Here is a 14208-nt window from a genome sequence, read left to right as displayed (position 1 = left end):
GGTGTATCCGTTTTCGGTTTCTCAATTCTTTGTTTTCAGATAAAATAGAACTACATCATTAAGGTATTAGAGGAGTGACCAACTTGGATAAGAAAGAAATAGAAATATTAGAGCTTTTAGAGAAAAACGGCAGAATGGATGTACATATGATAGCGCGGATGGTTGAGCTATCCGTTGAGGAAGTAGAAGCTGCTATCCGTAAATTCGAGGAAATGCAGATTGTTCATGGTTATTCAACGTTGATTGATTGGACGGAAGTGCGGGGCTATGAAGGTGTGACCGCTATGATTGATGTAAAGGTAACGCCTGTTCGAGGCAAAGGGTTCGATGATGTAGCAGAACGTATTTATCGCTTCCCAGAAGTGAAAGCTGTCTATTTGATGTCAGGCGCATACGATTTGTCTGTATCAGTAGAAGGAAAGACGATGTCACAGGTGGCCCGCTTTGTATCGGAAAAGCTATCCACATTGGATACAGTTATTTCGACGACTACGCACTTCATCCTGAAAAAGTATAAACATGATGGCATCATCTTCGGTGAGGATGACGATAATGATCGCAGAATGCCGGTGAGTCCATGAGTCTGGATACAAGCCGCTTCATTGCGGAGCATGTCGATGCTTTGAAACCATCCGGCATCCGGCGTTTCTTCGACTTAGCTTCGACAATGGATAATGTTATTTCTTTAGGGGTTGGTGAACCAGATTTCGTCACGCCCTGGAATGTGATTGAAGCAAGCTACCATTCACTCGAGCAAGGGTATACAGCCTACACAGCGAATGCTGGACTGATGGAGCTGCGTGAACTGATTTCTGATTATCTCAAAACGACATACTCTGTGAGCTATCGTCCGGCAGATCAAGTGATCGTGACGGTAGGGGCCAGTCAGGCAATCGATATTGCGCTGCGGGCTATCCTTAACCCGGGTGATGAGGTTATCATTGTCGAGCCGTGTTTTGTTGCTTATGCTTCGGCTGTTTCATTGGCAGGGGGCGTACCAGTCTCTGTCGGGACAAAAGCGGAGAATGGCTTCAAGCTGCAGCCGGTAGAGTTGGAGAGTGCCGTTACGCCAAAAACAAAGGCAATCATCCTATGTAATCCGAATAACCCGACTGGCACGATGCTGAATCGGGAGGAGCTGCTGCCGATTGCAGAGCTTGTGGAAGAACATGACTTGCTCGTCCTTTCTGATGAGATATATGCAGAGCTGAGCTATGAAGCTGATTACGTGAGCTTCTCCAGCTTACCGAATATGCAGGATCGCACAATTCTCATTTCCGGATTTTCCAAATCGTTTGCGATGACAGGCTGGCGTCTCGGTTATGCCGCGGGACCTGCTGAACTGATCCAAGCAATGACGAAAATTCATCAGTATACAATCATGTGCGCGCCGACGATGGCTCAATACGGTGCGGTAGAAGCGCTGCGAAGTGGATCTGCCAGTGTAGAGCATATGAGAAAAAGCTATCGTCAGCGGAGGAACTTTGTTACATCAGCTTTCGAAGAAATGGGCTTGATGACAAACAGACCAGGCGGAGCTTTCTATATCTTCCCATCCATCAAAGAAACCGGATTGAGTTCCGAAGCCTTTGCAGAAGCATTGCTGATTGAAGAAAAGGTTGCCGTCGTACCTGGAAGTGTATTCGGGGAAAGCGGAGAAGGCTATATTCGCTGTTCTTATGCGACTTCGATGAAGCAGCTGACAGAAGCGATGAAACGGATCAAGCGTTTTGTTGAAAAGCAGCGCGCATAAAAAAGACCCTCTCGTATGAGAGGGTCTTTTCGTTTATTCGTTCAATAGAAGTCTGTCACGGCCAAACTGGAACCAGTCTTTAACAACTTGTTTTTGGTCCTTGTCGAGGCTAGTCAATCCTTTATCAGATTCTGCTGCGAATACAGCATCGCCATATAATTTGCCGAGTTCATGAACATGGTCATTGTGACGCTGGAAAATAGTAAAGTTCAACGGATCATTTTCCGTAGCACTTTCATTGCTGACGACAACAATACCGTCAACCAATCGTGTCATGATAGGTGAACCGCCGACAAACTTCTGAATGCCTTGTGGGTCTGATGGTACGGACTTTGCAGCAAAGTCTCTTTCTGGTTTAAGTACTAATGCTGATATTTTTGCCATGTGGGTTCTCTCCTTCGAACGCTTTTATTCCATTAAAGCATAATAGGATGCGCTTCGCTATTACTCTGCTTTTGTCGGAACCCAGCCTTTTGTTTGCAGGATGATATTCCAAAGCGGTTCTGGAATGCCATGATGATCTTCGCGGGCGGGGTCGATCAAACGGATGATTTCGTCTTCACGTCCTTCTTTAAGCTTCGTTGCGAATTCCGGATCAATTAGCAATTCACGACCCAATGCAATCAATGGGACACCAGTTGCTTTCGCTGTAGCTACGTCTTCAGCGGAGTACAAGGATCCAACACCGACCAATGGTATTCTGTCATTGATTCGTTCTTTGATCAAATCAATACGTTTCGCATTTGTATCAGCACCGCGTCGAGCTGTGGAGTGGAAGTCCATCAGGGATACATGCAGGTAATCCAAAGGTTTTTCTACAAGTGCATCAATTAACTCGAATGTTTCTTTCATTGTCAATCCAGGTGTTTCCGGTTCTTCTGGGGAGAAACGATATCCTATGATAAAGTCTTTGGAACCGTGTTTTTCTACAGTTTCCTTCACTTTATCGATGACAGCTAATGGGAAGCGCAAACGCTCGCCCCATTCATCAACACGACGATTGGAGAATGGAGAATAAAACTGCTGAATGATATAGCCGTTTGCACCATGGATTTCTACACCATCGAAGCCTGCTTCGATAGCGCGGCGGGCAGCTTCACCAAAATCGTCTACGATTTGCTGAACCTCTGCTGTTTCCAATGCGCGCGGAGTAGCCGCTCCTTCTTTTTCAACAGCGCTTGGAGCAACAATATCTCCATTAGGCACAAGATCAGCAACTGCTTCACGCCCGCCGTGGTGTATCTGGAGGATTGCTTTTGCTCCTTCAGCCTTGATTGTGTCAGCCTGTTTTTTCAAGCCAGGGATGTCTGTATCATGAGCCACGGAAGGCTGTCCAGGGAATGCCTTCCCGCTATCAGAAACATTGGTTGCAGCAGTGATGACCAAGCCGATATCCTTGGAACGCTGTGCGATATATGGAAGTTCCTGATCAGAAATCGTACCATCAGGATTGGAAGAGTAATGTGTCATCGGAGCGAGTACGAAGCGGTTTTTCAACGTAACGCCATTCGGTAAAGTTAAACTCTCGAAAAGGGAAGCGTATTTTTCATTCATTGGAATCATTCCTCCTTTGTATGGACTATATTCTAGAGAGTTGTGAAAAAGGTAGCAAACAAAATGCTCATTCGTAAGCGAGTTATTTTTTGTAACAGCCATCTGCAAAAAATCTATGGCCATGCTATACTGTTGAAACAACAAAGACAGGAGCAACGATGGTATGTTGAACAAATATGATTATTATTATGGTGCCTTCCTTTCCAAGCTAGTATCCATGCAGATTGTACCTGCGCTGATCGAGGAAAGTAAGGAAAGGCGTGTATACCAGCTGGAAACAGGTTCGAATCGGATGAAAGTGTACTCGAAGTACGCGACAAGTTCGACTAATACGTGGAATTTCCGCTTCTCGGATGAGGAACGGGAACGTCTGCTGCAATGGTCTGAAGAAGAACGGCACCAGCTGTTTGTGCTTATTTGCAGTAAGAAAGACCTTCTCGGCGGAGAAATCGCAATCCTGACATTCGACCAGCTGCTTGCGTGCATGGATGTGCGGGAGAAATACAAAGAAGCCAGCTGCCGTGTTGCAATCAGGAAAAAAAAGCATAGCCCGTTCCTTTATGCTTATGGTACTTCCCGAAGCTTGGATGATGCCTTACCGCTAACGCGTAATTTCGCGGATTTATTATTGCATACTTCGATACCAGAGCCCGTATAAAGAAGTGTATAGCAGAAAATAGCTATACACTTTTTCTATATAGGAAAGAAAGCGGATTCAAAAATGTTATACAAAGGACTAATTATCTATTACAATGGCGTTATGAATAAAAAAGGAGATAGTCTATGGGGAAATCCTTTTCTGTCCAAAAAATACTCAATAATAATGTACTGATAGCCGAAAATGAGGATTCAAAAGAAGTCGTCCTGATCGGTAAGGGCGTCGGTTTTGGTAAGAAATCAGGCAGTAAGCTGGAGGAAGGCGAATTTGAAAAGCTGTTTGTGCTTCAAGGTGAAAAGGAGCAGAACAGCTACAAGCAGATGCTGGATCATATCGATGAAGAACTGGTTGCAGTTATGAATGATGTCATTTATCTAATCGCAGAGCGGATGGGGCAGCAATTAAATGAGCATATTCACATCGGGCTGACCGATCACTTAGCCTTTGCGATGAAACGACTGGAGCAAGGCTTGGATATCAAAAATCCTTTTGCAGTGGAAACGAAATTCATCTATCCGAAGGAATATAGCGTAGCTAGTGAGGCTGTATCACTTTTGAATGAACGGCTCGGCATCCAGCTGCCGGAAGGTGAAATCGGTTTTATTACGCTGCATATTCACAGTGCTTGTATCAATCAGCCCGTAGGAGAACTAAGTCAGTATACAAGGCTGATTGCGCGGATGTTCCAGGTGATCGAGACAAGTTTAGCTATTACAGTCGATCGGGAAAGTATTAATTATATAAGGCTTGTCCGTCATTTCCGTTTTGCAATCGACCGGATAAAACGGGGTGAGGAAGTTCGCGAACCTGATAAGATCATGAACCTATTGAAAACTGAATATCCGCTGTGCTATAATACTGCTTGGAAGCTAGTCAAAATATTACAGCAAACGTTAAAACGTCCTGTACAAGAAGCAGAGGCAGTCTATCTCACTTTGCATCTGTACCGTTTGACCAATAAATTATAATGTGCATGGCATTTATGCGTGTAACTGAACTGATCAGGCATGAGGATAAAAGGATGCGCAAGAAGAATTCATTTCTTTTTGTGTGATTTTCTTTATCGCTCATGTCTTTTTTATTGATATTTTGTGTAAACGTTATCAGGATGTAACGGAATTGGAGTGTATAGTAGATGAAAAATGCTTTTGGTGTCCTGCAGAAAATCGGCCGGGCGCTTATGCTGCCTGTCGCAATACTACCTGCTGCCGGTATTTTGCTGGCATTGGGGGATGCATTACAGAACCCGGATCTGATGGGGAATATCGGCTTTTTGAACAGTGCCTGGGTGCAGCTCATTGCTTCTGTCATGCAAAGTGCCGGCTATATCGTATTTGATAACTTGCCGTTACTATTTGCGGTAGGTGTTGCCATTGGACTAGCGAATGGAGATGGTGTGGCAGGTATTGCAGCCATCATCGGTTATCTGATCATGAACGCGACGATGGGTGCGGTGCTCATCGCTAATGGCAGCATTCCGGAAGATGCTGTAGAACAAGCAGGATTCTTTGCAGGGAATAATCCGGCCTATACGACGATGCTCGGAATCCCGACACTCGCCACAGGAGTATTCGGCGGGATCATTGTCGGTGTGCTGGCAGCCATTATGTTCAATAAATTTTATAAAATTGAATTGCCGCAGTATCTGGGATTTTTCGCCGGAAAGCGTTTTGTTCCCATTGTGACATCTCTTTGTGCATTGGCACTTGGTCTGTTGATGCTTGTTGTCTGGCCGCCAATTCAACATGCATTGAATAGCTTCTCGAGCGGCTTGTTATCTTCCAATATGACGCTGACGGCTTTCATTTTCGGTGTCATTGAGCGGGCATTGATTCCATTCGGTCTGCATCACATTTTTTATTCACCATTCTGGTATGAATTCTTCAGCTACACGAATGCGGCGGGAGAACTGATCCGCGGTGATCAGCGTATTTTCATGGCGCAAATCAGAGACGGGGCGGAGCTGACAGCAGGTACATTCATGACTGGCAGATATCCGTTCATGATGTTCGGTTTGCCGGCGGCAGCCTTGGCTATTTATCACGAAGCAAGCCCTGAAAGAAAGAAAGTTGTTGCTGGGTTGATGGGTTCAGCGGCACTGACTTCCTTCTTGACAGGAATCACAGAACCGCTTGATTTCTCTTTCTTGTTCGTTGCGCCATTATTATACGCTGTACACTGTGTATTTGCTGGACTTTCCTATATGACGATGTACATGCTGGATATTAAAGTCGGAATGACATTCTCCGGTGGATTCATTGATTTCTTCTTGTACGGAATCCTGCCAAACCGGACGGATTGGTGGCTGGTTATTCCTGTAGGATTAGCTTTTGCGGTAATCTATTATTTCGTATTCCGATTCGCAATTCGTAAATTCAATCTCATGACGCCAGGTCGTGAAAGAGAAGTGAAAGAAGAAACAAATGCAAGAAACGCTCGGGCTGGAAGATTGGCGTATCATGTGCTTGAAGCGATGGGTAATAAAGAAAATATCAAATACTTGGACGCATGTTTAACACGTCTTCGAGTCACAGTGAATGATAAGAACAAAGTTGATAAAACTGAACTGAAGAAATTAGGGGCAGCTGGTGTGCTGGAAGTCGGGAACAACATGCAAGCCATATTTGGGCCGAAATCGGAAGGGCTGAAAGAACAGATACAGGATATCATAATGGGCAAGACATCAAGTTCGCAAAATGAAGCTGCACCTGCAGCGGAAGACGTTTTACAGGTCGAGGATATCCAGTCAAACCTGCTTAAAAATGACCCATTCGTCATACCGATGTCTGGAACACTGCGTTATTTGGAGGATGTACCGGATCTAGTCTTCTCTGAAAAACTAATGGGAGATGGCTTTGCGATCGAACCTGTCAATGGAACTGTTGTTTCTCCGATTAACGGGAAAGTCATCAACATTTTTCCTACAAAGCACGCCATTGGTTTAGAGACAGACAATGGTCGTGAGGTGCTGATTCATATTGGATTGGAAACGGTGAATTTGAAGGGAGAAGGATTCGAGGTTTTTGTGAAAGAGGGAGACAGAGTCGTAGCGGGTCAGAAACTAGTGGAAGTTGACCTTGCAAATATAGAACCACAGGTCCCGTCTTTGCTGACCCCGGTTGTGTTTACGAATCTGGTACCTGCTGAGAAAGTTGTCTTCCAAGCGGGAAAAAAAGTAAAAGCGAACCAGAAAAACAGAGTTAAAATCGAAATGTTTTAGAAAAGACAGCTATAGCGATAATGCTATAGCTGTTTTCATTCGTTTAAATATGTCTTTTCCAGATAGTCCTCTTTATTTCCGTATACCTTGACGATATGAGATTCACCCCAGCTGCACAAGGAATCCAGTATCCCTTGCAAACTCCAGCCATACTCGCTCAGTTCGTATTCGACACGCGGCGGAAGCTCATGGTATTGAATCCTGTTAATGATCCCGTCTGCCTCCAACTCGCGAAGCTGCTGCGTGAGCATTTTCTGGGAGATATTCGGCATAAGCCGCTTCAATTCGCTTGTCCGTTTCTTTCCGTGTGTCAGATGGCAGAGAATGACCGTTTTCCACTTCCCGCCTATTACCTCAAGTGTTGCTTCTACACTAATATTATATTTCTTTTGCATTTTCTTCTCTCCTTATAGGTACTAAAAGGTGCCTATAGCACAAAAAAGTACGTACTGTTCAATGTGAATCCTATACGACATAATAACATTACTCCGGCTGATGCGGGAGATATAAGAAATGGAAAGGAAATGTAATATGAAAGGAAAACAATCTTTTGCCTTGATCGCTTTGGCTATTACGGCTTTTGCGATCGGCACAACAGAATTCATCAGTGTGGGTCTGTTGCCGCTGATTGCGGATGACTTTCACTCATCAGTGCAGGCGGCTGGACTTACAGTGTCCCTATATGCCATCGGAGTTGTTGTCGGTGCTCCGATCCTGACACCGATGCTTTCCCGTATACCGAAAAAGAAGCAGCTTCTTTTGGTTATGCTTGTCTTTTTGATAGGTAATAGTATAGCCGCTGCTGCTCCTAATATGTCTATTCTGCTGGTAGCTCGTTTCATCTCGGCGCTTGCGCATGGCGTATTCATGTCGATCGGCTCTACAATCGCTGCGAGTTTGGTTCCGCCAAATAAGCGGGCAGGAGCAATCAGTATCATGTTCACCGGGCTTACGGTTGCCACGATTACCGGTGTGCCGTTCGGGACATTCATCGGTCAGCAGCTAGATTGGCGAATTGCTTTTCTATTTATTGTCGTTATTGGACTTCTTGCTGGTTTGGCTAATCTGGCATTGCTGCCAAATACGCTGCCTAAAGGCGTAAAAGTAAGACTTAAAGATCAAACTAGTCTCTTGCGGTCAGTCCCAATCGTTCTGGTTCTTCTTATTACGGCACTTGGCTATGGCGGCACATTCGTCGTCTTTACGTATTTATCACCACTTTTGCAGCAGATAAGCGGATTTCAGCCGGGGACAGTGACGTGGCTTTTGCTCGTGTATGGTATTGCAGTAGCAATCGGCAATATTACTGGTGGTAAGCTGGCTAATAAAAAGCCGGTTCATGCTTTATTTTATATGTTTGCCATACAGGCAATTATACTAGCTGCCTTATACCTTACATTACCTGTCAAAGGACTTGGTTTGCTGTTCATACTGCTTATGGGATTGTTCGCCTTTATGAACGTTCCCGGTTTACAGTCGTATATCGTTGTGCTTGCCGAACGGCTTGTGCCGCAGGCGGTTGATGTAGCTTCTGCTTGGAATATTGCAGCTTTCAATGCTGGAATTGCGCTCGGGTCCTATTTGGGCGGAGTTATTACAGAGCAGCTCGGTCTGCTTCATACAAGCTGGGTAGCAGCTATTATGGTTGCAGCAGCAGTTGGTTTAACAGCTATTTCGAGAAAACTAGAAAACAAAGGAGTAATATCCCATGAAATCAGTAAAGCTCAATAACGGCAATTCTATGCCGATGCTAGGTTACGGTGTCTTCCGTGTAGAGGATGGAGAGGAACTAGCTGAAAAAGTCTATTTTGCTATCGAGCAAGGATATCGCAGTATCGACACTGCTGCTATTTATGGAAATGAGGCAAGTGTCGGTCAAGGAATTAACCGGGCCATCCAAGCAGGGTTAGTGAAAAGAGAAGATTTGTTTGTCACCTCTAAAGTATGGAATGCAGGTCTGACGTTGGAACAAACAAAAGCAGCTTATGGAGAGAGTTTGGAAAAAATGCAGCTTGATTATCTTGATCTTTATTTAATCCACTGGCCAGGGAAAGATAAGTTTTTAGAGCCATATCAAGCACTGGAAGAACTATACGAAGAGGAGAAAGTGAAAGCGATTGGTGTGAGCAACTTCCAAGTTCATCATTTGGAAGAATTACTAAAAACCGCTTCTGTGGTGCCGGCAATCAATCAAATTGAATTCCACCCGCGCTTGATCCAAGCAAAACTGCGTGCATACGCGAAGGGAAATGGAATCCATTTGGAAGCATGGTCACCTCTTATGAACGGAGAACTGCTGGAGCAGCCATTGCTGCAGGAGCTATCTAGCAAATACGGGAAATCCCCGGCCCAGATTGTACTTCGCTGGGATATTCAGCATGGTGTCATCACGATACCAAAATCAATGACAGACAAACGTATCATCGAAAACAAGGAAGTTTTCGATTTTGAAATTCAACCAGAAGATATGGAGCGCTTAGATCAATTGGATGATGGTACCCGCAGTGGCCCGCATCCGGACGAGTTCGATTTTTAAGATAAAGAAAGGCAGCTGTCTGCAGAAGACAGCTGCCTTTTTCATTTATATTGCTTAAACCATTTTATCCACCTGGATTTGCTTGCTTGCAGCAGTGATTCGGTGGTTCTGTCATGCTTTTGCTTCTGATATTCGATAAAGCTGGCAGAGCCAATCAGCAGAATGCCAGCTCCAATCAGATATAACCACCATGGTGCGCTTCCCCAAAGGGTACGGGTGTTGAAGAATAAGTTAAACACAACAGTGATCGTCCCCGTCAGGAAATACGCACGATATTTCCGTAAGAAACCAATGACAGCGGCCAGTAAAGAAAGGCTGCCAAGAGATAAGGCATCATAAATTGTCATTGAAGACAGCCCATCAAGCACGAGGATGCCGAACCCAATTGTTAGCAAAACTAACTCGATATGCGGTGTTACATCGGGATCATAGAAAAACAGTCGCAAGATGATAAGAACTAGTAATGCAATCGGTACGACATATAGCTCTGTTGTTAAATATGGACTGATGTCTGCGACTTGCAGGACGAGTATATAAGGGTACAAACAAGATACGATGGCAGCAAGCCGTACATAACGTCTTTCAGCTGCTGGTGCTGTGTATATACTGATCGCATATAAAAGTACCGGTACTGATAAACCAAATAGCGTATCAGCAAGGCCTGATTCATAGGCTGCAACACCTGCCAGACTGCCGACGATAGTATAAACGATAGCACCGATCCGATATATATCCACTCTATTCGAAACAGAACTCTTGCCCGCTTCGGCAACGAAAGATTGGTAATTGCTGAAGCTGGTAAGTGCTAATCCTGTTGCGCCGGCAAGCAGTAAGTAAGCTAAACGGATTTCCTGGCCGATGCTTCCATAGAGAAGCGAAATGGCGAGAAGTAACAGCAACGTGCAGGCAGAAACGATGCTTAGCTGCCATTGATGCTGTTGATAGATTGCAATTACCCCGACAAAGATAGCCAGCAGGATGATTTGCCAGGAGAATAGGCCAGTAAGCTCTGCTAATGCGAACAGCAGAATAACGTTATAGCCAGTCAGCAGGCTAATCCGCAATAAGGAACGCCAGCTAGGCAGCAGAGCATATGCCAAGGCAATGCAGCCTGTTGTCAATGCTGCAGCCAGTGTAAATTGATGACTCAGATTCGTGTACTGATCCATATGGGTGATCGAGATAAGGAAGACAATTAAAATACTGGCATTCGCAAATATATACTTTTCTATCATTCTCGTAACAATGTGTGCAGACAACACGAATGGAACGAGCGGAATAAGAAGCCAGACAGGCGGAACAAAATCCAACAACTGTGCAAGCAAAACCCATAGCGTGCCGAAAATAATCAAAGCATGACTGCACCAGAAGAAGTAGACCGAACCAATCGGAGCTTTCTTCTTCATGTATAGGCTAGCTGCAAAGAACAGCATTCCGCATAACAAGCCATAAGCTGTTAATATATTCGAGTCCCGAATTTCGAATAGATCTTGCAGTGATACATATGTCACAATAATGGAGCTGAGCACTGCAAGCCATAATGGATGCTTCCGAAAGACTTGAAGAGCCATTGATTGAATACCGACATTGATAAGTGAAACAATCGTAACTGTGACTGCAGGTAAATTCCACGAAAAGATGGCAATCAGAACAGCGCAACTCTGCAGGATTTGACCTGTTAGGAAAAACGATAAAAATAACGGCCGGTATCGATATCTACGGCATAGGAATGCAATTGCAATGGCTATCAATGCAATCAAAGTTGCATGTCCTGAAATACCGATTTGTTCATGATAAAATTCATTTTCAGTATATAGACGGTAACCACCTAGTAATAATGCTGCGATCAAGCTAATCGGGGTAATGATCTTACTGATGAGCACAACCTCTGCGTTTTCTTTCTCGTAACAGAAGAAACCTGCTGCAGCCACTAATAGCAGCAGATAGCTATTGGCTTCATAATATCCATAGCTATGATTCACCAGGAATATAGGGATGACAAGCCCTGCGGCTGCCCAGTTAATCGTAATTTGGAATGGCTCTAAGAATGTTATCTTTCTTGGCCAAATATAACTGTATGAAAGCCCGATGAAACATAACGTCGCCAACGCACTTGTACGGATCCAAATTGGAGCATCTACCATATAAAGCAGCCAGTAGACGACAAGCAGGAACAGTCCGACGCTAGGATAGCTGTAATAGACTTTGCGTGATGAAGCGGTCCAGATCGTATACTGGATCAGTAAGAATAAAATCCCGATTAAGTACGCCCAATTAAAATCAAAATAATAAAGAAGACTTGTGAAAAGGATAAAAAGAAAGCCATTTATTGCATGGATAAAAGATTCATAGACCACTTGCAGCCAGCGAGGCAAATTCCATGTCAACCTGACGAGAATGAAGCCTAAGCCTATGAATTGACCAAAGAACATATTGAAATAAGAGTTAATCTCCAAAAGCAGCAAGATGCTGCCAATCAAGGTAAAAGCGATAAATCCAAAATGATAAAGTTTACTGAAGTTCTTGGCTGCCAAAATCAGTGCGTTAATGCTAATCACCAGTAAAGTCAGATCATAGGTGATAGCACTGCTCATCAGAATGATTGTGATGATGGCTTCTGTTCCAAGTTTCATTTGCAAGTAATAAGGCCAATAACGCTGCAGTGTCTTTAGTTTAAATGTATTGCGGATCGTTCGCTCGAACAAAAGCAGCAGGAAGTTGGCCAGCTGCAAGCAGAATAGAAATGCACTATACGTAGTCGTGACATATAGTAATGCTGAGATTAAGGTGGACGATAAGCCGACATATGTTACCCATATGAATGCTTTGGATCCTGTACGGGCTGCCACTGCATAGTACAAAGCTGTACAGCTTAATGCCGCAGCAGTTCCTATCAATGCTGCACCGTCACCGCCGAAGGACAAATAGCTGCCAAACAGCTGATAGTAGGATGCTGAGAAGATGACTATCGGTACAAACAGCGCTGCGAGCATTAAGAATGCGAAGGCTGTTTGCGGGATCCTAACTTTATAGCTGATATAACTCAATCCTGCGAAAAGGAAAGGAATCAGGCTGATTAATAGCACTTTTCCTAAAGATGAGAAGTTCCCCCAGTTTGAAGTGCCGAGATATAACCCGCCAAAGAAAAGCATTATGATCCCGAGAACGAGAATGATAGTCAGATTGCGCTCTCGGATTTGTTCAGGAGTCTTTTGTTTTTTCTGTTTCTGGTTGGCTGATGAATTCCAATAGACAGCAGTTTCTGGTGTAGTGTACATCTGTTCAGCCGCCGCAGCCGTCTGACGTGCTGGGGAAATCTCTGGATGTGTTTTTGTTTCAGTCTGTTTTGAAGCATCATAAGCCAGTTTGGTTCGATACCCTGTCATTGCGTTCGAGTATGTTTCGTTAGATATATAGCCTTGATCTAATAATTCCCGAAGTCTTTGTTCGAACAGATCTCCGGTTTTATTGGGAGGCGTAGTATCCATTTTTTCACCTCGCGATTATTTGGTTGTTATTTCCAAACTTTATTATATAGAAGTAAGACTTGTCTGAACAGCCGCCTCATTCCTTTCATTTCTGTTTTCTGTTATGATAGGCGGTAGAAAACGTGAACGAAGCTGTTCATATAGAAGGAGAATGAAAATGAAGGATTTTCTACAATTACAGGATAAGCACATCGTCATCATGGGTGTGGCGAATGATCGCAGTATCGCATGGGGCGTTGCGCAATCGTTATATGCCGCTGGTGCGAAGCTGATTTTTACATATCGCCAGGAGCGTTCCGCTAAAAAGTTGAACAAGCTGTTGGAAAAGAATGAAATGGAAGCAGCTGTTATCCAGTGTGACGTAAACGATGATGACAGCATCGCGTCTGCATTTGCAGAAATCAAAGACAAGTTCACAACTGTCCATGGTCTTGTGCATTCCGTAGCACATGCACATCAAGAAGATTTGAGAGGTGATTTCATCGACACTTCTCGTGACGGCTATGCATTCGCACAGGATACAAGCGCCTATTCATTAGTAGCTGTTGCAAAAGCAGTCCGTCCGTTAATGACAGAAGGCGGCTCCATCGTGACAATGAGCTACCTTGGTGCTGATCGTGTGCTCCAGGGCTACAACGTCATGGGTGTTGCAAAAGCAGCTCTGGAAGCAAGTGTACGCTACTTGGCGAATGATCTTGGTCCGGATAACATCCGTATTAACGCTATCTCTGCAGGTCCAATCCGTACATTGGCTGCAAAAGGCGTACCTTCTTTCAATGACATCCTTTCAAAAGTGGAACATACTGCACCGCTTCGCCGTAATGTTTCTGCTGAGGAAGTTGGCGATATGACTGTTGGTTTGCTCGGAGCTCTTTCCCGCGGTGTAACTGGTGAGATTGTTTACGTGGATGCTGGTTTCAATATCATCGGTATTGGTTAATTTGCGCTTTAACCCGTTCTAATTATGATTAGGACGGGTTTTTATGTTTAGCAAGAATT

General features: G+C 44.3%; 12 protein-coding genes. 8 read left to right on the top strand and 4 right to left on the bottom strand.

All coding sequences use genetic code 11. The features are described 5' to 3' along the window. Positions 1–83: 83 nt before the first annotated feature. A complete protein-coding gene (locus tag ACH6C1_RS14545; protein ID WP_374078209.1) occupies positions 84–581 on the top strand; it encodes an Lrp/AsnC family transcriptional regulator in 498 nt (165 codons plus the stop codon). Continuing rightward, positions 578–1753 (top strand): aminotransferase, encoded by a 1176-nt coding sequence (locus ACH6C1_RS14540; RefSeq protein ID WP_374078206.1) that lies wholly within the window; start codon positions 578–580, stop codon positions 1751–1753. Before ACH6C1_RS14545 ends, ACH6C1_RS14540 begins: the two co-directional genes overlap by 4 nt. A gap of 33 nt (positions 1754–1786) precedes the next feature. On the opposite strand, the gene ACH6C1_RS14535 is transcribed toward ACH6C1_RS14540, so the two are convergent. Both ACH6C1_RS14535 and ACH6C1_RS14530 read right to left on the bottom strand, forming a co-directional pair. After that, the gene (locus ACH6C1_RS14535; protein ID WP_095223889.1) at positions 1787–2137 is read right to left on the bottom strand and encodes a DUF3846 domain-containing protein; all 351 of its coding nucleotides are present in this window, start codon (positions 2135–2137) and stop codon (positions 1787–1789) included. Positions 2138–2197: 60 nt separating this feature from the next. Continuing rightward, positions 2198–3307: an NADH-dependent flavin oxidoreductase gene (locus ACH6C1_RS14530; protein WP_374078203.1), complete on the bottom strand. Its 1110-nt coding sequence runs from the start codon at positions 3305–3307 to the stop codon at positions 2198–2200. A 163-nt stretch (positions 3308–3470) separates the two neighbouring features. Here ACH6C1_RS14530 and ACH6C1_RS14525 point away from each other — a divergent pair, with 163 nt between their 5' ends. The 3 genes from ACH6C1_RS14525 (at position 3471) to ptsG (ending at position 7185) form a co-directional block, all read left to right on the top strand. Then, positions 3471–3965 carry a hypothetical protein gene (locus tag ACH6C1_RS14525; RefSeq protein WP_095223891.1) on the top strand — a complete coding sequence of 165 codons (495 nt, stop codon included), beginning with the start codon at positions 3471–3473 and terminating at the stop codon, positions 3963–3965. Between the two features lie 125 nt (positions 3966–4090). Further along, positions 4091–4933, top strand: a complete 843-nt coding sequence (gene glcT / locus ACH6C1_RS14520) for a glucose PTS transporter transcription antiterminator GlcT (protein ID WP_374078201.1) — start codon at positions 4091–4093, stop codon at positions 4931–4933. Between the two features lie 167 nt (positions 4934–5100). After that, positions 5101–7185 (top strand): glucose-specific PTS transporter subunit IIBC, encoded by a 2085-nt coding sequence (gene ptsG, locus ACH6C1_RS14515; RefSeq protein WP_374078198.1) that lies wholly within the window; start codon positions 5101–5103, stop codon positions 7183–7185. Between the two features lie 35 nt (positions 7186–7220). On the opposite strand, the gene ACH6C1_RS14510 is transcribed toward ptsG, so the two are convergent. Next, positions 7221–7580, bottom strand: coding sequence for a winged helix-turn-helix transcriptional regulator (locus tag ACH6C1_RS14510; RefSeq protein WP_095223894.1), 360 nt, complete (start codon positions 7578–7580; stop codon positions 7221–7223). Between the two features lie 118 nt (positions 7581–7698). Here ACH6C1_RS14510 and ACH6C1_RS14505 point away from each other — a divergent pair, with 118 nt between their 5' ends. Continuing rightward, positions 7699–8916, top strand: coding sequence for an MFS transporter (locus ACH6C1_RS14505; RefSeq protein WP_286160779.1), 1218 nt, complete (start codon positions 7699–7701; stop codon positions 8914–8916). After that, entirely contained in the window at positions 8894–9721 is an 828-nt protein-coding gene (locus ACH6C1_RS14500) for an aldo/keto reductase (RefSeq protein ID WP_374078194.1), read from the top strand. Before ACH6C1_RS14505 ends, ACH6C1_RS14500 begins: the two co-directional genes overlap by 23 nt. 41 nt (positions 9722–9762) lie before the next feature. Here the strand turns inward: ACH6C1_RS14500 and ACH6C1_RS14495 are convergent, their stop codons facing one another. Then, complete coding sequence (locus ACH6C1_RS14495) at positions 9763–13209, bottom strand: hypothetical protein (RefSeq protein ID WP_374078191.1); 3447 nt, start codon at positions 13207–13209, stop codon at positions 9763–9765. Between the two features lie 157 nt (positions 13210–13366). On the opposite strand from ACH6C1_RS14495, the gene fabI reads away from it, so the two are divergent. Continuing rightward, entirely contained in the window at positions 13367–14149 is a 783-nt protein-coding gene (fabI, locus tag ACH6C1_RS14490) for an enoyl-ACP reductase FabI (protein ID WP_095223897.1), read from the top strand. Positions 14150–14208 lie beyond the last annotated feature (59 nt).

Source organism: Terribacillus sp. JSM ZJ617, assembly GCF_044383785.1.
Classification (GTDB): domain Bacteria; phylum Bacillota; class Bacilli; order Bacillales; family Amphibacillaceae; genus Terribacillus.
The sequence above is the reverse complement of the archived record's forward strand: the minus strand, read 5'-3'. Positions and strand labels throughout refer to the sequence as shown.